Raw genomic sequence first — 16,270 nt, forward strand, 5'->3', positions numbered from 1 at the left:
GCCTTGATGGGAAGTAATGTAAAGCGCCTTCTGGATTTACGGGAGGGTGTCGCCAGCAGGTGGTTTGATTAACGGATAATTCTTTTTGTTTTGTAGGGCCGCCGGGATTCGAACCCGGACTGGCACGGACCTAAACCGTGTGTCTCTGCCTTTGGACTACGGCCCCTTGTTTTTTCCTGCGAAATTTTCCGTCTGCGAATGGCAATTCGGACAGAGGAATCGCAGATTTTCTTTTCTGTTGTCAAGCCAATTGCCGCTGATGTGATCGATGTGAAGTGTCAGTGGCTGACCTCGCCAGACTGCTTCGATCTTACAGCCCGCGCAGCGGTGTGGCATCCCGATTGCGAGCAGGCTCCTTCTGAGCTGCCTGGGGTTGGGGCGAGGGCTGCCGTCCGGTAGTACGACGAGAACTTGTTCGGGACGGCGGCGTCTGGGAGAGGGCTGCCCTCGGTGGTGCGACTGCCCCAAGAAGTGGGAGGTGTCGATCCCGAAGTGCTTCAGGCGGCGGCTGATGTGGGCGTGGGAGCCGCCGGTCCATTTCACGCCGAGGTGGCGGAGGACGTCGGCGATGCTGAGGGAGTTGGCTGCCGCCTCGGCCAGCATTTCGGGGGTGTACTTGTATTTGGTTGGCATGCCCCAAGGATAGGTAATGGGGCTGACATTTCTTGGGGCATGCACATGCTGTGATAAATGGTGAAAAACGCTATTTATTCGAGCCCGAGTTCGCGGCGGAGGCGGGCTACGTGGCCGGTCGCCTTCACGTTGTAGAGGGCCTTTTCGATTTTCCCGTCGGCGTCGATGACGAAGGTGGAGCGGATGACGCCGAGGGTGGTCTTGCCGTACATCGTCTTCTCGCCGTAGACGCCGTAGGCCTTGTGGACCTCCAGGTCGGGGTCCGACAGGAGGGGGAAGGTCAGGGCGTCGCGCTCGACGAACTTGGCGAGCTTGGCCGGGGTGTCCTTCGACACGCCGAGGACCACCAGGCCCGCCGCGGTCAGGGAGGCGAGGCTGTCGCGGAAGTCGCAGGCCTGCTTGGTGCAGCCGGGGGTCATCGCGGCGGGGTAGAAGTAGAGGATGACCCGCTTGCCGCGGTAGGCGTCGAGGGAGACGGTGGTGCCGTCGGCGGCGGGGAGAGTGACGTCTGGGGCGGCGTCGCCCGGCTCGAGTTTCATGTGGCTCCTCTGAGGAATCGTTCCCGGGTCAACTTACCGGCCGACCTGAAGTGTCGTGGGAGGGTCGGACCTGACAGACTGATCAATGTCAAGGGCGATGAGAGGAGAGCCATGGCGGACACCGATCCCGCGGAGTTGGAGCGGCGGATCGAGCGGACCCGTGCGGAGTTGGCCCAGACGGTTGACGCCATCGCCGATCGGGTGAGCCCGAAGAAGGTCGCGAGGCGCACCGTCGCCAAGGCGGAGACGAGCGCGAGGCAGTTCCTGGTCTCGGTGGGGGACCGGGTCGGCGAGGCGGTGGGGGGCGCGTCGCGGCCGGTCAGGCTGGGTGATGAGCCCGATGACCTGTGGGCGGACGATCAGCCGGATCTGGCGCCGATCCTGATCGGTGTGGGCGCGGTGCTGGCGGTCAGTGCGATGATCATGCTCTGGCGGCGCCGGCGCGGCTGATCCGGCGGGTCTGCGCCGCCGGCGTCGGCCTCCGTTCGGGGGAAGGCTCGGAGGTCAGAGGTCAGAGGAAGGTCCGGCCCTCGCCCCGGTAGGTGGGGGCCTCGTCCACGATCTCGTCGCCGTCGATCAGGTGCAGGGTGGCGAAGCGTTCGCAGAGCTCGCCCGCCTTGGCGTGCCGGAACCAGACGCGGTCGCCGACGCGCAGGTCCTCGGCCGCCTGGCCGAGGAGCGGGGTCTGGACCTCGCCGGCGCCCTCGTCGGGGTCGTAGCGGAGCCCGCAGGGCAGGTAGGGCTGGGGGAGACGGTCGGGGCCGGGGGCGCCGGAGGCGTGGTAGCCGCCGCCGAGGACGGTGACGACGCCGGGTGCCGGGCGGCGGACGACGGGCAGGGCGAACAGGGCGGCGGGGCGGCCGGTGAAGCCGCGGTAGAAGTCGAACAGGCGGGGGTGGAAGAAGCCCGATCCGGCGGCCACTTCGGTGACGGCCTTCTCGCGGGCGGTCTTGTCGATGCTGCCGGTGCCGCCGCCGTTGACGAACTCCAGGTCGGCGATCTGGGTGACGGCCTGGACGATGCGGCCCCTGCGCGTGATCAGCTCGCGCCGCGACCGGGCCTGCATCAGGCGGATCGCTCGGGTGAGGGCGGGGTTGCCGGGAGGGTTGTCGCCGACGCCGGCGATCTGGGCTTCGTAGGCCATCAGGCCGACCAGGCGGAAGCCGGGCCGTTTGGCGACGTCGGCGGCGAGGTCGGCGGCCTGGTCGGCGTCGCGGATGGGGGAGCGTCGGGCGCCGGCGCGGAATCTGCCGCCGAAGGCGATGAATCCGGCGTCGATGTCAAGGCAGATCCGGATCTCGTGGCGGTCGCGGACGTCGGCGACGGCGGACTCGATGAAGTCCAGGTGCTCGGCCCGGTCCACCATCACGGTGATCTCCTGTGCCGCGCGGGTGTCGGCGGCCAGTGTGGCCAGTGCGGCGCGGTCGGCGGTGGGGTAGGCGACGAGCACGTCGCGCAGGCCGGTGGAGACCAGCCAGAGGGCCTCCGGCAGGGTGAAGGCCATGATTCCGGCGAAGCCGTCCATGGCGAGGATCCGTTCCAGGACGGGGCGGGATCTGACCGATTTGCTGGCGACCCTGATGGGCTTGCCGCCGGCCCGCCGCGACATGGCGGCCGCGTTCGAGCGCAGGGCTGCCAGGTCGAGCAGGGCGAACGGGGGGTCCAGGTGCGCGGTGGCCCGGTCGTAGCGCTGGCGGTCGTCCATGACGGCAGGATAACCTGATCCAACCGAATGTGAGTATTGTTCATATTGGTGGCGCGGCAGTAAATTCTCCGGCCAGGACGGCTCCAAGATCGTGAAAGTGGCAGGTTGGGACCCGCGCCGGACGCCAGGGCCGCGTAAACCTGACCGGGTGATGAGCACTCTCCAGGACATCCTGTCGAGCGCGGGGAGCACAGCGGGCGGGGAGAACCTGAACGCGGTCCGCCGCCGGTCGCTGCGGTCGCTGAGACCGGGCAGGACACCGGCCGGTGTGGTGGTCGCCCTGGCGGCCTCCCTCGCGCTGTCCACCGCGACCGGGGTGACGGTGGGGCTGGTGACGGGCTCGCCGTTCGGGCGGATGCCGTACCGGCAGTTCGCCGCCTGGGTCGGCGAGGCGCAGTGGTCCGACACGGTCCCGCTCTTGGTGTCGCTGGTCGCGGTGGTGACCGGGACCCTGCTGCTCGCGCTCGCGGCGCTGCCGGGCAGGACCCGGCTGGTGCCGCTGGAGTCCGCCGACCCCCGGATGGTGATCGGCCTGACCAGGTCCGGGCTCCGCCGCACGCTGCGGGCGGCGGCCCAGTCGGTCGACGACGTGGACAAGGCACGGGTGCGGCTCGGCTGGCGGAACATCGAGATCACGGTGGTCAGCGACGCCGAGCGGACCGGGCCGCTGCTGCGCCAGGTCGGCACGGCGGTGGGCGACCGGATGACGGGACTGGGCGCGATGTGCGGGGGCGAGGTCATGGTACGGCTGCGCAGGCGGGGGATCTGATGAAGGTCTACCAGGGCAACCGGATCGGCCTGGCCGTCACCGGGGCGGTGCTGGCCGGGGGCGGGCTCTACGGGTTCCTGCGGGGGTGGGGCAAGCTCCCGCAGCCGCGCGGGGACCGGATCCTGAACAGGGAGCTGCCCGCCCACCTGGCCGAGCACCCGTGGATGGGCTGGCTGGCCGCGCTGCTACTGATGGTGCTGACGCTGCTGGCGATCCGGTGGCTGCTGGGCGCCGTGGGCTGGGGGCGCTGGGGGAGCCGGACGGGCAGCGGGATCGCGATGCTGGGGGTTGCGCTTAAAGAAGTCGAAGGGCTCAGGCGCATCCATGTCAGGGCGGTGGCGGGCGACCGGCTGCGGATCGGGATCAGCTGCGGGCCAGAGGCGGACGTCGCCAAACTCGTGGCCCGGCTGAACAAGGACGCCGTCGGCAAGGTCCGCAGGACGGTCGGCGACGACGGGCTCGGGGCCTCCGTCCGCCTGCACGTCAGGCGCCGCTGACGGCCGTCGCCGGGTGCCGAAGGCCAGTCCGGCGGCCAGGCACGCCAGCGGCAGGGCGGGCACCACGTAGCGGTGGTCGAAGGCGGCGATGAAGGGCGGCAGGACCAGCAGCACGGTGCCGGCGGCCCACGGCATCAGCACGGCGCCGCCGAGGTCCCGCAGACGGAACAGGACGCCGGCGAGGCCGGCCAGCAGGATCGCGGCGAGGAACGGGCCGCGCAGGAAGCCGTGCTCCTGGTAGGCCCGCAGCCAGCCGGCATAGGGCTCGACCAGGGAGGGCGCGCCGGAGACGCCCTGGTAGGCCGTGGTCACCTCCTCGGCGGTCCTCCCCTGGGAGGCGGTCCCCTTGGGGAAGGGGCGGGCCGTGTCAGGGAAGACGTAGGCGCTCTGCGGGCCGGGGGTGGGATAGACCCGGCGGGTCCAGTCGAAGATGTGGGCCACGTCGGTCAGGCCCGCCCGGAGGAAGTCCAGGGGCTGCGCCTTGATGGCCTGGACGGCGAAGTCGCCGGCGAGCCTGTCGCGCTCGGCCCAGGTGCCCTTGACTTTGTTGAGCGGCGATGCGCCGTCCCAGATGTATACGGGCGGGGGTCTGCGCTCGCTCACCGGGCCGGGGAGGCAGAGCGCGGCCTCCGGCCCGGTGGGCTTGATCTTCGCGCAGTCGGCGAAGGTCGCCGTGCGCGCCCACAGGAAGGCGTTGCCCCGGGTGAGCCCGTAGTCGCCGTGCTCGGACCTGAACCAGGTGGCGTAGGCGCCCAGGCCGATCGCGGCGGCCAGCGCGGTGGCGGTGACCGCCTTCCAGCCGGCGCGGCCGATCACCAGGCAGACCAGCACCACGGCGGTCAGCGGCAGCCCCATCGTCCGGGTGACGGTCGCCGCGGCCAGCAGGGCCCCGGCGAGGAGGGCGGCCCACACCGGCGGCCGGCGCCGCCACAGCAGCAGCGTGACCGCCAGGACCGCCAGGAACTCCATCAGCAGGTCGGCCATGACGAGGTGTTCGAGCTGGACCTGGTGGACGTCCAGCAGCACCGGCAGCGCGGCGAGCGTCGCCCCCCATCCCGGCAGGCCGCCCAGACGGCGCAGCAGGAGATAGACGCAGACGGCCATGGTCAGGCCGAGCAGGTGCTGGAGCACGACCACGGCCTGGACGCTCGACAGCGGCTGCAGCGTCCACAGCAACAGGGAGTAGCCCGAGGGGCGCGACTCCATGGGGCGGGGGTCGAGTCCGGCGTTGAGGTAGACGAAGGAGTCGGCCCAGAACCACAGGGCCGGCCGGTAGCCGAGCACGGCCAGGACCCGGAGCCCGGCGCCGGCCAGCAGGGCGGTCAGGAAGAGCCCGTGGGTGCCGGAGAGGCGGAGGAAACGGCTCGCCGGACGTTCTCCCGCTGGCACCAGGACCTCCCGAGTCTCCGAGGCAGGCGGGCTCCACGACAGGAGCCCCCGTGACGAGCCACCCAGCATAGGCGCGAGAGGGGGCGATCCTGTACGAGATGATGAAGCTCGTGCCGATCGACCTGTTCACCCGAGAAGTCGGGGGGCTCGCGGCGCGGACCCTGCCGGTCATCCACGGCGGGCCGGACCGGGACCACAGCTACCTTATGGAGCCGCTGATCCGGCCGGCCGTGCCCGTTCAGCCGTGATCCGGAGACCCGCGCCCGTTCAGCCGTGATCCGGAGACCCGCGCCCGTTCAGCCGTGATCCGGAGAGCCGCGCCCGTTCAGCCGTGACCCGGAGAGACGCGCCCGCTCAGCCGTGATCCGGCCGGCCGTGCCCGCTCAGGTGTGACCTGCTCAGGTGTGACCCGGGCTGCCGTGACCCGGAGAGCCGCGCCCGCTCAGCCGTGGCTCGCAGCCGTGGCCGGGCCCGTTACGGAACGTCCGCCCGGCCCTTGTCCGCCGCCCGGCCGGTTCAGCATTCGATGACGTTGACGGCCAGGCCGCCGCGGCTGGTCTCCTTGTATTTGTCGAGCATGTCGCGGCCGGTGTCGCGCATGGTCTTGATGGCCTTGTCCAGGGAGACGAAGTGGCGGCCGTCGCCGCGCAGCGCGATCCGGGCGGCGGTGATGGCCTTGATCGAGGCCACCGCGTTGCGCTCGATGCACGGGATCTGCACCAGTCCGCCGATCGGGTCGCAGGTCAGGCCCAGGTTGTGCTCGATGCCGATCTCGGCGGCGTTCTCCACCTGCTCCGGGGTGCCGCCCAGCACCTCGGTGAGCCCGGCGGCGGCCATGGAGCAGGCCGAGCCGACCTCGCCCTGGCAGCCGACCTCGGCGCCGGAGATGGAGGCGTTCTCCTTGAACAGCACGCCGATCGCCCCCGCGGTGAGCAGGAAGCGGACCACGCCGTCGTCGTCGGACTTGGGGGTGAAGCGGTCGTAGTAGGTCAGCACGGCCGGGATGATGCCGGCGGCGCCGTTGGTCGGGGCGGTGACGATCCGGCCGCCCGCCGCGTTCTCCTCGTTCACCGCCAGGGCGTACAGCGAGACCCAGTCCATGGTCTGCAGCGGGTCCTTCTCCGGGGACTCGCTCTGCAGCCGCCGGTGGAGCTGGTGGGCCCGGCGCCGGACCTTCAGCCCGCCGGGCAGCACGCCCTCCTTGGCGGTGCCGCGCCGGACGCACTCGGCCATGACCCGCCACAGGTGCAGCAGCTGGTCGCGGATCTCCTGCTCCGAGCGGCCGAAGGCCTTCTCGTTCTCCAGCATCAGCCCGGAGATCGACAGGCCGGTCTCCGTGCAGTGGGCGAGCAGTTCGGCGGCCGTCGTGAAGGGGTGCGGCAGGACGGTGTCGTCGGGTTTGATCCGGTCGGCGCCGGTGGCGTTCTCGTCCACCACGAAGCCGCCGCCCACCGAGTAGTAGACCTTCTCGCGGAGCTGCTCGCCCGTCTCGGAGAAGGCGATGAAGCGCATGCCGTTGGGGTGGTGCGGCAGCGAGATCTTGCGTTCGAACACGAGGTGCTCGCCGACCACGAAGGGGATCTCGCGGGAGCCGTACAGGGAGATCGTCCCGGAGGCGCGCATGGCGGCCAGCCGGTCGTCGACGGTGTCGACGTCCACGAGCTCGGGCTTCTCACCCGACAGGCCCAGCAGGACGGCCTTGTCGCTGCCGTGGCCCTTGCCGGTCAGTCCGAGCGATCCGTACAGGATCACCTCGACCCGGGCGGTCTTCTCCAGGAGCCTGTCCTGCTCCAGGCCGCGGGCGAATTTGTGCGCGGCGGCCATCGGCCCGCCGGTGTGCGAGCTGGACGGGCCGATTCCGATCTTGAAGAGATCGAAGACGCTGATCGCCATTGATCTGGTCCCTGCCTTCACATCGCCGTGACCACGCGCACCCGGTGGTGCGCGTGATCACGGCGCAAGAGGAGAAATTTCAGGACTCACCCGAGGTGAGCGCGGCGTACTCCTCGGCGGACAGCAGGTCGTCGGCGTCGCCCTCAAGACGGACGCGGAACAGCCAGCCATCACCGTAGGAGTCACTGTTGACCAGGGACGGGTCGTCCACGACGGCCTGGTTGACCTCGACGACCTCACCGCCCACCGGCGCGAAGATGTCGCTCACCGACTTGGTCGACTCGACCTCGCCGACGGCGTCGCCGGCGGAGATCGTCGCCCCGGCCTCGGGGAGCTGCACGTAGACCACGTCGCCCAGCGCCTCGGCGGCGTAGGCGGTGATGCCCACGGTGAGGGTCAGGCCGTCATCGATGCCCGCGATCCACTCGTGCTCCTTGGTGTAGTGCAGGTCATCGGGAATGCTGCTCATTATTTCCTCCTGTAGAAAGGCAGGTCGACGACGTCGACCGGTTCGCGACTACCCCGGATGTCCACCGCCAGGCCGGTGGACAGGCCGTTGTCCACGTAGGCCATGGCGATGGGCCGGCCCAGTGACTGGGAGGGGGCCCCGCTGGTGACCTCGCCGACGACGGCGCCGTCCTCGGAGACCACCGGGTACCCGTGCCGGGGCACCCGGCGGCCCGTCGCGACCAGTCCGACCCGGCGACGGGTCGGCGGGACGTCCTTGAGAGGCTCCAGGGCGGCCCGGCCGACGAAGTCGCCCGGCTTGTCAAACCTCACCACACGGCCGAGCCCCGCGTCGAACGGAGTGAGATCGGCCGACAGCTCGTTGCCGTAGAGCGGCATGCCCGCCTCCAGGCGGAGGGTGTCGCGCGCCGACAGCCCGGCCGGCAGCAGCCCGTGCGCCGCGCCCGCCTCGGTGAGCGCGGCCCAGAGCGGCTCTGCGTCGGCGGCGGCGACGAACAGCTCGAAGCCGTCCTCGCCGGTGTATCCGGTGCGGGCGATGAGGGCCTCGCGGCCGGCCACGGTGGCGGGCAGGCCGGCGTAGTACTTCAGCCCGTCGAGGTCGGCGTCGGTGACCTCGCCCATGATGGCGCGCGAGCGCGGGCCCTGGACCGCGACCAGCGCGTACTGCTCGGAGCGGTCGTCCACGGCGGCGTCGAAGGACTTGGCGCGCTCGGTGAGCTCGGCGGCGACCCGCGGGTAGTTGGAGGCGTTGGCGACGACCATGAACTCCTCGTCGGCCAGGCGGTAGACGATCAGGTCGTCCAGCACGCCGCCGGAGGGGGAGACGATCATCGTGTAGCGGGCGCGGCCCGGCTCAAGGGCGGACAGGTAACCCACCAGCGCGTAGTCGAGGGCCTCGCCGGCCTGCGGGCCGGTCACGAAGATCTCGCCCATGTGGGACAGGTCGAACAGGCCCGCCGCCTGGCGGACCGCGTTGTGCTCGGTGGACTCGCTGCCGTAGCGCAGCGGCATCAGCCAGCCCGCGAAATCGGTCAGCGTCGCGCCGAGGGCCTCGTGGACACCGCGCAGCGGCGTAGGTCGGGACATGTTCGCACCTCAGGCAGGGGTCAGATGAGAGCATCCTCCCCCTCTGTCATCGATGCCTGAGAGCTTCGCCCGGTTTTTACCGGACTTTCACCTTCGGCGAGGCCGCGAGACCTGCTTTCCAGAGGCCACCTACCCGCACGGTCCTTTGCCTTGAGAGGTTCGCGGGGAGGGCTTGCTCCTTCAGGGGTCCTGGCCTGGATGTCAGGACGCTCTCCCGCGCGGGATTCATCGGTGTCGTGACCAGCCTAACCGCCCGCACCGGCCGAGCGAAATCCCCCGGGCTCGTGTTCTCGCCGCCCGGGACGGCCGCGCCGGTCAGGGGCGGCTGCGCCGTACCAGTTCCTCGAACAGCAGGCACTCGTCGTCGGCTTCGGGGTGCCACTGGACGGCGAGGGCGAACGGGTGGCCCTCCAGCTCCACGGCCTCGACCGTGCCGTCCTCGGCGTGGGCGGTCACGGTCAGGCCCGCGCCCAGCCGGTCGGCGGCCTGGTGGTGGTAGTGGGCCACGTCCGCGGTCTCGGTGTCGAGGATCTTGGCGATCTGGCTCCCGGGGGTCAGCCGTACCGGCATCCGGCCGAAGCGGCCGGGGGCCGGGGCGTGCCCGCTGTGGCCGACCTCGTCGGGCAGGTGCTGGCGCAGGCTGCCGCCGAGGGCGACGTTGAGGACCTGCAGGCCCCGGCAGACTCCCAGCAGCGGGATGCCGCGCTCCAGGGCCGCGTGGGCCAGCCCGAACTCGGCGTCGTCGCGGAAGCCGCGGACGTGGCCGGTCCGCTCGTGCGGGACCTGGCCGTACCGTGCCGGGTCGACGTCCCCGCCGCCGGCCAGGATCAGCCCGTCCAGGCGCCCGACCAGCGCCGCGGGGTCGCCCACCGGCGGCAGGATCACCGGCTGCCCGCCGGCGCGGGCCACGTGGTCGACGTAGCCGTACGGCAGGAGCGCGGTGGGCATCTCCCAGACGGTGAACGTGGCGGGCTCGATGTAGCAGGTGATGCCGATGACGGGACGGGACATGATCTCTTTCTTGCCGGACGCCGGGACGTGGGGTCTCCGCCCACGTCCCGGCACGTTATCGGGGGCGGAGGGGATGGGGTGGGCAGACGCGGCCGGGGCCCTCCCGCGGGCGGTCCCGGCCGCCGGGCGCCGCGGCGGTCACAGCGGGGTGACGTAGGCGCCCGAGATGCCGCCGTCCACCAGGAACTCCGAGCCGGTGACGAAGCTCGCGTCGTCCGAGGCCAGGAACGCCACCGCCGCGGCGATCTCGGAGGCCTCGGCGAAGCGGCCGGTGGGGATGTGCACCAGGCGGCGCTGCGCCTGCTCGGGGTCCTTGGCGAACAGCTCCTGCAGCAGCGGCGTGTTGACCGGCCCCGGGCAGAGCGCGTTGACCCGGATGCCCTCGCGGGCGAACTGCACCCCGAGTTCGCGGGACATGGCCAGCACCCCGCCCTTGGAGGCGGTGTAGGAGATCTGGCTGGTGGCCGAGCCCATCACGGCCACGAAGGACGCGGTGTTGATGATCGACCCCTTGCCCTGGCGCCGCATGTAGGGGATGACGTGCTTGCAGCACAGGTAGACCGAGGTGAGGTTGACCTCCTGGACCCGGCGCCAGGCGTCGATGCCGGTCTCCAGGATCGAGTCGTCCTCCGGCGGCGAGATGCCCGCGTTGTTGAAGGCGATGTCCACGCTGCCGTAGGTGTCGAAGGCGGTCCGGAACATCCGCACGACGTCGTCCTCGCTGGTGACGTCGGCCTTGACGAACAGGCCGTCCACCTCGGCCGCGGCCGCCGACCCGCTCGACTCGTCCAGGTCCACGCACACGACGCGGGCGCCCTCCTGGGCGAACCGGCGGGCGGTGGCCAGGCCGATCCCGCTGCCCGCGCCGGTGATGACGGCGACCCGGTCCTGCAAACGCTGCATGGCTGTCAATCCTCCGAAATGAAGACGTTCTTGGTCTCGGTGAACGCGGTCAGGGCGTCGGGGCCCAGCTCCCGGCCGAGGCCGGACTGCTTGAAGCCGCCGAACGGGGTCCAGTAGCGGACGCTCGAATGGGAGTTCACGCTGAGGTTGCCCGCCTCGACGGCCCGGGCCACCCGGAGGGCGCGGCCGACGTCCCTGGTCCAGATCGACCCGCTGAGGCCGTATCTGGTGTCGTTGGCGATCCGTACGGCGTGCTCCTCGTCGTCGAACGGCACCACCGCCACCACCGGCCCGAAGATCTCCTCGGTGAAGGCCGGGTCGTCGAGGCTGTCGGGGGTCAGCAGCGTCGCGGGGAACCAGAACCCGGGCCCCTGCGGGCACCGGCCCTGCAGGCGGACCGGCCCGGTGAGGTAGGAGGCCACCCGGTCGCGGTGCTCGGCGCTGATCAGCGGCCCCATCTCGGTGGCCTCGTCACGGGGGTCGCCGACCCGGACCTTCAGCACCGCCGCCTCCAGCCGCGCCAGGAAGTCGTCGTAGACGGTGCGCTCCACCAGGATGCGGGAGCGCGCGCAGCAGTCCTGCCCCGAGTTGTCGAACACCGCGTACGGCGCGGTCGCCGCGGCCCTGTCCAGGTCGGCGTCGGCGAAGACCACGTTGGCGCTCTTGCCGCCCAGCTCCAGGGTGATCCGCTTGACCTGCCCGGCGCACTTGGCCGCGATCTCCTTGCCCACCTCGGTCGAACCGGTGAACACGATCTTCGCCACGTCCGGGTGGTCGACCAGCCGGGCCCCGGCCACCTCCCCGGTCCCGGGCAGGACCTGGAGCACCCCCTCGGGCAGGCCGGCCGCCAGGGCCAGCTCGGCCAGGCGCAGGGCGGTCAGCGGCGTCCACTCGGCGGGTTTGACGATCACGGTGTTGCCCGCCGCCAGCGCCGGGGCCACCCCCCAGGTCATGATGACCATCGGGAAGTTCCACGGCACGATCACGCCGACGACGCCCAGCGGCTCCTGGAAGGTGACGTCCAGCCCGCCGGCCACCGGGATCTGCCTGCCGTGGTTGCGCTCCGGCGCCCCGGCGTAGAAGTTCAGCACGTCACGGACGTTGCCCGCCTCCCAGCGGGCGTTGCCGACCGTGTGCCCGGAGTTGGCGATCTCCAGTTGGGCCAGCTCCTCGGCGTGCTCCTCCACCAGGGAGGCGAAGGCGCGCAGCAGCCGGGCCCGGTCTCCCGGGCCGACGGCGCGCCAGGTGGCGAAGGCGCGCCTGGCGCGCTCCACCGCCCGGTCCACCTCGGCGGCGTCCACCGGCTCGACCTCGGCGACCACTTCCTCGGTCGCCGGATTGATGATCTTCATGTTCACATCCGCTCGAATCCCCGGAACAGCTCCCAGTCGGTGACCGCCGCGTCGAAGGCGGCCAGCTCGACCCGGGCGTTGTTGGCGTAGTGCGCCACGACGTCCTCGCCGAAGGCGTCGCGGGCCTTGTCGGAGCCCTCCCACAGCTCCAGCGCGCCGCGGAGCGTGTGCGGCACGGTCTCCGCGCCCGACGCGTAGGCGTTGCCGGTGAACGGCTCCTGGAGCGGCAGCCCGTTGTCGATGCCGTACAGCCCGGCGGCGATCAGGGCCGAGACCGCCAGGTAGGGGTTGACGTCGCCGCCGGGCACCCGGTTCTCGATCCGCAGCGACGGCCCGTGGCCGACCAGCCGCAGCGCGCAGGTGCGGTTGTCCACCCCCCACTTGACCGCGGTGGGGGCGAAGCTGCCCGCCACGTAGCGCTTGTAGGAGTTGACGTTCGGGGCGTAGAGCAGGGTCAGCTCGCGCAGGCAGGCCAGCTGCCCGGCGATGAAGCGCCGCCCGGTCTCCGACAGCCCGTACGGCCCGTCCCCGGCCATGACCGGTTCCCCGGCGGAGTCCCGCAGGGAGATGTGGATGTGGCAGGAGTTGCCCTCGCGCTGGTTCGGCTTGGCCATGAACGTGAGCGACATGCCCTCCTGGGAGGCGATCTCCTTGGCGCCGTTCTTGTAGACGGCGTGGTTGTCGCAGCTGGTGAGGGCGTCGGCGTAGCGGAAGGCGATCTCGTGCTGGCCGAGGTTGCACTCGCCCTTGGCCGACTCGACGTACATCCCGGCGCCCTCCATGCCGAGCCTGATCCTGCGCAGCAGCGGCTCGACCCGGGCGGTGCCCAGGAGGGAGTAGTCGACGTTGTAGAGGTTGGCCGGGGTCAGGTCCCGGTACGCGCGCCGCCAGGCCTGCTCGTAGGTGTCGTTGTAGACCACGAACTCCAGCTCGGTCCCGACGGACGCGCCCCAGCCCCGCTCGCCCAGCCGGTCGAGCTGGCGGCGCAGGATCTGCCTCGGCGAGGCGGCCACGTCCGAGCCGTCCTCCCACACCAGGTCGGCCATCAGCAGGGCGGTGCCCTCCTGCCACGGCACCCGGCGCAGGGTGGACAGGTCGGGTCTCATCACGAAGTCGCCGTATCCCCGCTCCCACGACGACATGGCGTAGCCGTCCACCGTGTTCATGTCCACGTCCACCGCGAGCAGGTAGTTGCAGCCCTCGGAGGCGTGGTGCAGCACCTCCTCCAAGAAGTAGCGCGCCGACAGCCGTTTCCCCTGCAGGCGGCCCTGCATGTCGACGATCGCCAGCAGCACGGTGTCGACCCGTCCCGCGGCCACCTCGTCGCGAAGCTCGCTGACGTCCAAGCGGCTCTCCTCGCCGGAGTCTTATTGGGCTAATCTCATACCATTGAGTTCCATGTGAGGATCAGTTGTCAAGGGTGGAGGTGAGATTGGACGAGTCGCCGCGATTGACGACCGTGCTGCGGCCGGTGCGTGCGGGGAACGCGTTCGAGGAGACCGTGGAGCGCCTGCTCCAGGCGATCAAACTCGGGGTGGTGACCGAGAAGCTGCCACCGGAGCGGGAGCTGGCGGTGCAGCTGGGGATCAGCAGGGTCACCCTGCGCGAGGCCATCCGCGCGCTGCAGGAGGCGGGCTACCTCACCGTGCGGCGCGGCAGGTACGGCGGCGCGTTCGTCACCTACGCCCCGCCGCGCCCGAGCCAGGGCGACCTGCGCAAGGTCGTGGCCGACATGGGCACCGACGACCTGGCCGACGCGCTCACCTTCCGGATGGCCGTGGAGTGCGGCGCCGCCCAGGTGCTGGCCACCGCCGGGCTGAGCCAGGCGCAGCGCGACACGCTGCGCCAGCGCCTGGACGGGGTCAACTCGGCCGGGCCCGACGACTACCGCCGCCTCGACACCGCCTTCCACCTGGCCATCGCCGAGCTGACCGGCTCCCCGCTGCTCGCCGCGACCTGCGCCGACGCCAGGCTGCGGGTCACCGACCTGCTCAACGCCATCCCCGTGCTCCAGCGCAACATCGAGCACGCCGCCACCCAGCACGAGGCGATCGTGGCCGCCATCCTGGCCGGAGACCCCGACGCCGCGCGCCGCGCGGTGGCCGAGCATCTGGAGGGGACAGCCGCGCTGCTGCGGGGATTCCTCGCATAATCTGGTGAAACTGTGGGGGATCTGTTACGAGAGCGAATCGTGGACGCAGGACGGCTGCCGCTGTTCTGTTTCTTCGTCGCGCTGATCGTCACTTTCGTGTTCACCCGGATCAACGTCCGGCTCATCCGTGCCGAGGTCGGCTGGTTCCGCAACGTCAGCGTCGGCGAGATGCACATCCACCACGTGGTGTTCGGCGTGGTGCTGACCCTGCTCGGCGGGGTGTCGGGGCTGGTCGTCTCAGGCATCTCGCAGGGCTGGTACGCCGTGACGGCGGCCGTCTTCGGCGTCGGCGCCGCCCTGATCCTGGACGAGTTCGCGCTGATCCTGCACCTGCACGACGTCTACTGGGAGGAGGAGGGGCGCACGTCGGTCGACGCGGTGTTCATCGCGATCGCCCTCACCGGCCTGCTCCTGCTCGGCCTGCGCCCGCTCGGCTGGGAGCGCTCCGACGGCACGCCGCAGGGGACGTGGCTCACCGCCGGGATCATCGTCGGCAACCTCGTGCTCGCGGTGATCACTCTGCTCAAGGGCAAGATCTGGACCGGGCTGGCCGGGCTGTTCGTCCCGCTCCTGCTGATCCCCGGCGCGCTGCGGCTGGCCCGCCCGGGATCGCCCTGGGCCCACTGGTTCATGGCGTCCGGCGCCCGGCGTCCCCGCCCCCGCCAGATGGCCAGGGCCGAGCGCCGCGAGGAGCGCTGGCGCCGCCCGGCGATCCGCGCCAAGATCGCCTTTCAGGAGTTCGTCTCCGGCCGGCACGACCTGCCCTCCAGCCGCCGCGCCCGGTGGTGAGCGGGCGGGGCCCGGGGCTGGGCGGGCGGGCATACTGGGAGGCGTGAGCGCGCTTCCATCCCGCTGGGACGGTGTCGATCAGCGGGTCCCCGACTCCCTGGCCGACCTGCGCGGTCCGGCCACGGGGGTGGTCGCCCTGCCCGTCCACCTCGGCTGGTCGGGGCTAACCGAGTTCGACCTGATGAACCCGCTGCTGCGGATGAGCCTCTACCGCACGGTCATCACCGGCGGCGGCCGGGGAGACGCCGAGTCCTACCTGAACGCCGAGCTCCTGGTCGCCGACTGGCCCACGCTCCGCCGCGGCCTCGGGCCGAGCTACCGCCGGGCCTGGGAGGGCAAGATCGCCGCGTTGGGCTGGGAATGATGCTCCTGCCGCCGCTCCAGCAGCGGATGCTCCAGGCCGTGCTCCCGGTCTGCGCCCGGTTCGGGCTGGTCCTGGCCGGCGGCTACGCCATGAACGCCCACGGCTTCACCGAGCGTCCCAGCAACGACCTCGACTTCGCCACCGCCGCCGAGACGCCGCTGTCCGAGGTCGCGGACGGGGTCGCCCGGGCCCTGGCGGACAGCGGGCTGGAGGTCACCGTGGTCGAGGTCACGCCCCGGATGGGCCGGCTGGTCGTGAGCGACCCGGTGACCGAGCAGAGCTGCGAGTTCGACCTGCTGCGGGAGGCGTTCCAGCAGCAGCCCGTGATCGTCGGCGACCTGTCCGTCGTCTCCCTGGACGACGCGGTGGGGCTCAAGATGCGGGCCCTGCACGAACGGAGCCTCGCCCGCGACGTCATCGACATCGCGTCGGTCTCCCACCTGTACGGCTTCCGCGACCTGGAGCGCCTGGCCCGCCTGCACAACGAGGAGTTCTCCCTCTCCGAGCTGGTGATGCGGCTGGAGTTCGTCGACCTGATCGCCGATGAGGACTTCGAGGCGTACGGGGTCACCGGGGAGCGCATCGCCGAGATCAGGCGCCTGTCCTACGCCTGGGTGGAGGACATCAAGCTCCGCCGGGCCGACGAGGGCGACGCCGAACAGGGCGCCGACTACGACGACGTCCCCGACCCGGACTGACCGCGGGCCGCGAGGACGCCTG

Annotated in this window: 18 protein-coding genes, 1 tRNA gene and 2 riboswitches; of the genes, 7 read left to right on the plus strand and 12 right to left on the minus strand. The window is 71.1% G+C overall.

The window, feature by feature from the left end; genetic code table 11:
• Positions 1-93: 93 nt before the first annotated feature.
• The 3 genes from ACZ6R6_RS18945 to bcp all read right to left on the minus strand — a co-directional run bounded on the left by ACZ6R6_RS18945 (position 94) and on the right by bcp (position 1,172).
• Positions 94-166 (minus strand) — tRNA-Leu (locus tag ACZ6R6_RS18945).
• Positions 157-633 carry an HNH endonuclease signature motif containing protein gene (locus tag ACZ6R6_RS18950; RefSeq protein ID WP_470094957.1) on the minus strand — a complete coding sequence of 159 codons (477 nt, stop codon included), beginning with the start codon at positions 631-633 and terminating at the stop codon, positions 157-159. Before ACZ6R6_RS18950 ends, ACZ6R6_RS18945 begins: the two co-directional genes overlap by 10 nt.
• 74 nt (positions 634-707) lie before the next feature.
• Complete coding sequence (gene bcp / locus ACZ6R6_RS18955) at positions 708-1,172, minus strand: thioredoxin-dependent thiol peroxidase (protein WP_470094959.1); 465 nt, start codon at positions 1,170-1,172, stop codon at positions 708-710.
• A 111-nt stretch (positions 1,173-1,283) separates the two neighbouring features.
• Here bcp and ACZ6R6_RS18960 point away from each other — a divergent pair, with 111 nt between their 5' ends.
• Entirely contained in the window at positions 1,284-1,622 is a 339-nt protein-coding gene (locus ACZ6R6_RS18960) for a DUF3618 domain-containing protein (protein WP_470094961.1), read from the plus strand.
• Positions 1,623-1,683: 61 nt separating this feature from the next.
• Here ACZ6R6_RS18960 and ACZ6R6_RS18965 read toward each other — a convergent pair whose 3' ends face one another.
• Entirely contained in the window at positions 1,684-2,877 is a 1,194-nt protein-coding gene (locus ACZ6R6_RS18965; protein WP_470094963.1) for an amino acid deaminase/aldolase, read from the minus strand.
• Positions 2,878-3,028: 151 nt separating this feature from the next.
• On the opposite strand from ACZ6R6_RS18965, the gene ACZ6R6_RS18970 reads away from it, so the two are divergent.
• Positions 3,029-3,646 carry a DUF6286 domain-containing protein gene (locus tag ACZ6R6_RS18970; RefSeq protein WP_470094965.1) on the plus strand — a complete coding sequence of 206 codons (618 nt, stop codon included), beginning with the start codon at positions 3,029-3,031 and terminating at the stop codon, positions 3,644-3,646.
• A gap of 185 nt (positions 3,647-3,831) precedes the next feature.
• On the opposite strand, the gene ACZ6R6_RS18975 is transcribed toward ACZ6R6_RS18970, so the two are convergent.
• On the minus strand, positions 3,832-5,532 hold the full coding sequence (locus tag ACZ6R6_RS18975; RefSeq protein WP_470094967.1) for a hypothetical protein: 1,701 nt from the start codon (positions 5,530-5,532) through the stop codon (positions 3,832-3,834).
• A gap of 98 nt (positions 5,533-5,630) precedes the next feature.
• Between ACZ6R6_RS18975 and ACZ6R6_RS18980 the strand changes: the two genes are divergently transcribed.
• Complete coding sequence (locus ACZ6R6_RS18980; RefSeq protein ID WP_470094969.1) at positions 5,631-5,780, plus strand: hypothetical protein; 150 nt, start codon at positions 5,631-5,633, stop codon at positions 5,778-5,780.
• Positions 5,781-6,048: 268 nt separating this feature from the next.
• Here the strand turns inward: ACZ6R6_RS18980 and ACZ6R6_RS18985 are convergent, their stop codons facing one another.
• The 7 genes from ACZ6R6_RS18985 to ACZ6R6_RS19015 form a co-directional block, all read right to left on the minus strand.
• Positions 6,049-7,425 (minus strand): L-serine ammonia-lyase, encoded by a 1,377-nt coding sequence (locus ACZ6R6_RS18985; protein WP_470094971.1) that lies wholly within the window; start codon positions 7,423-7,425, stop codon positions 6,049-6,051.
• A gap of 79 nt (positions 7,426-7,504) precedes the next feature.
• Positions 7,505-7,894: a glycine cleavage system protein GcvH gene (gcvH, locus tag ACZ6R6_RS18990; RefSeq protein WP_470094973.1), complete on the minus strand. Its 390-nt coding sequence runs from the start codon at positions 7,892-7,894 to the stop codon at positions 7,505-7,507.
• Complete coding sequence (gene gcvT / locus ACZ6R6_RS18995) at positions 7,894-8,979, minus strand: glycine cleavage system aminomethyltransferase GcvT (RefSeq protein WP_451928038.1); 1,086 nt, start codon at positions 8,977-8,979, stop codon at positions 7,894-7,896. The genes gcvH and gcvT overlap by 1 nt, the downstream gene beginning before the upstream one ends.
• Before the next feature lie 33 nt (positions 8,980-9,012).
• Positions 9,013-9,107: riboswitch (glycine riboswitch) on the minus strand.
• Positions 9,108-9,206: riboswitch (glycine riboswitch) on the minus strand. It abuts the riboswitch before it with no gap.
• A gap of 88 nt (positions 9,207-9,294) precedes the next feature.
• Positions 9,295-9,990 carry a gamma-glutamyl-gamma-aminobutyrate hydrolase family protein gene (locus ACZ6R6_RS19000; RefSeq protein ID WP_470094975.1) on the minus strand — a complete coding sequence of 232 codons (696 nt, stop codon included), beginning with the start codon at positions 9,988-9,990 and terminating at the stop codon, positions 9,295-9,297.
• A gap of 138 nt (positions 9,991-10,128) precedes the next feature.
• The gene (locus ACZ6R6_RS19005) at positions 10,129-10,893 is read right to left on the minus strand and encodes a 3-oxoacyl-ACP reductase (RefSeq protein ID WP_470094977.1); all 765 of its coding nucleotides are present in this window, start codon (positions 10,891-10,893) and stop codon (positions 10,129-10,131) included.
• A gap of 5 nt (positions 10,894-10,898) precedes the next feature.
• Positions 10,899-12,245, minus strand: a complete 1,347-nt coding sequence (locus tag ACZ6R6_RS19010; protein ID WP_470094979.1) for an aldehyde dehydrogenase family protein — start codon at positions 12,243-12,245, stop codon at positions 10,899-10,901.
• A 2-nt stretch (positions 12,246-12,247) separates the two neighbouring features.
• Positions 12,248-13,591, minus strand: coding sequence for a glutamine synthetase family protein (locus ACZ6R6_RS19015; RefSeq protein WP_470094981.1), 1,344 nt, complete (start codon positions 13,589-13,591; stop codon positions 12,248-12,250).
• A gap of 65 nt (positions 13,592-13,656) precedes the next feature.
• Between ACZ6R6_RS19015 and ACZ6R6_RS19020 the strand changes: the two genes are divergently transcribed.
• The 4 genes from ACZ6R6_RS19020 to ACZ6R6_RS19035 are packed head-to-tail and all read left to right on the plus strand — an operon-like array spanning position 13,657 to position 16,248.
• On the plus strand, positions 13,657-14,397 hold the full coding sequence (locus ACZ6R6_RS19020; RefSeq protein WP_470094983.1) for a FadR/GntR family transcriptional regulator: 741 nt from the start codon (positions 13,657-13,659) through the stop codon (positions 14,395-14,397).
• A gap of 39 nt (positions 14,398-14,436) precedes the next feature.
• Complete coding sequence (locus ACZ6R6_RS19025) at positions 14,437-15,186, plus strand: hypothetical protein (protein ID WP_470094985.1); 750 nt, start codon at positions 14,437-14,439, stop codon at positions 15,184-15,186.
• A gap of 43 nt (positions 15,187-15,229) precedes the next feature.
• Positions 15,230-15,550: a hypothetical protein gene (locus ACZ6R6_RS19030; protein ID WP_451928031.1), complete on the plus strand. Its 321-nt coding sequence runs from the start codon at positions 15,230-15,232 to the stop codon at positions 15,548-15,550.
• Positions 15,547-16,248, plus strand: coding sequence for a nucleotidyl transferase AbiEii/AbiGii toxin family protein (locus ACZ6R6_RS19035; RefSeq protein ID WP_470094987.1), 702 nt, complete (start codon positions 15,547-15,549; stop codon positions 16,246-16,248). Before ACZ6R6_RS19030 ends, ACZ6R6_RS19035 begins: the two co-directional genes overlap by 4 nt.
• Positions 16,249-16,270: the final 22 nt, after the last annotated feature.

Source organism: Streptosporangium sp. NPDC048886 (assembly GCF_055586905.1).

What these genes read in the sequence shown, in the direction of transcription:
- gcvH (WP_470094973.1), bottom strand. Translation starts at nt 7,894, where the DNA reads ATGAGCAGCATTCCCGATGACCTGCACTACACCAAGGAGCACGAGTGG.
- ACZ6R6_RS18960 (WP_470094961.1), top strand. Translation starts at nt 1,284, where the DNA reads ATGGCGGACACCGATCCCGCGGAGTTGGAGCGGCGGATCGAGCGGACC.
- bcp (WP_470094959.1), bottom strand. Translation starts at nt 1,172, where the DNA reads ATGAAACTCGAGCCGGGCGACGCCGCCCCAGACGTCACTCTCCCCGCC.
- ACZ6R6_RS18950 (WP_470094957.1), bottom strand. Translation starts at nt 633, where the DNA reads ATGCCAACCAAATACAAGTACACCCCCGAAATGCTGGCCGAGGCGGCA.
- ACZ6R6_RS18985 (WP_470094971.1), bottom strand. Translation starts at nt 7,425, where the DNA reads ATGGCGATCAGCGTCTTCGATCTCTTCAAGATCGGAATCGGCCCGTCC.
- ACZ6R6_RS19005 (WP_470094977.1), bottom strand. Translation starts at nt 10,893, where the DNA reads ATGCAGCGTTTGCAGGACCGGGTCGCCGTCATCACCGGCGCGGGCAGC.
- ACZ6R6_RS19035 (WP_470094987.1), top strand. Translation starts at nt 15,547, where the DNA reads ATGATGCTCCTGCCGCCGCTCCAGCAGCGGATGCTCCAGGCCGTGCTC.
- gcvT (WP_451928038.1), bottom strand. Translation starts at nt 8,979, where the DNA reads ATGTCCCGACCTACGCCGCTGCGCGGTGTCCACGAGGCCCTCGGCGCG.
- ACZ6R6_RS18980 (WP_470094969.1), top strand. Translation starts at nt 5,631, where the DNA reads ATGATGAAGCTCGTGCCGATCGACCTGTTCACCCGAGAAGTCGGGGGG.
- ACZ6R6_RS18970 (WP_470094965.1), top strand. Translation starts at nt 3,029, where the DNA reads ATGAGCACTCTCCAGGACATCCTGTCGAGCGCGGGGAGCACAGCGGGC.
- ACZ6R6_RS18965 (WP_470094963.1), bottom strand. Translation starts at nt 2,877, where the DNA reads ATGGACGACCGCCAGCGCTACGACCGGGCCACCGCGCACCTGGACCCC.
- ACZ6R6_RS19010 (WP_470094979.1), bottom strand. Translation starts at nt 12,245, where the DNA reads ATGAAGATCATCAATCCGGCGACCGAGGAAGTGGTCGCCGAGGTCGAG.
- ACZ6R6_RS19000 (WP_470094975.1), bottom strand. Translation starts at nt 9,990, where the DNA reads ATGTCCCGTCCCGTCATCGGCATCACCTGCTACATCGAGCCCGCCACG.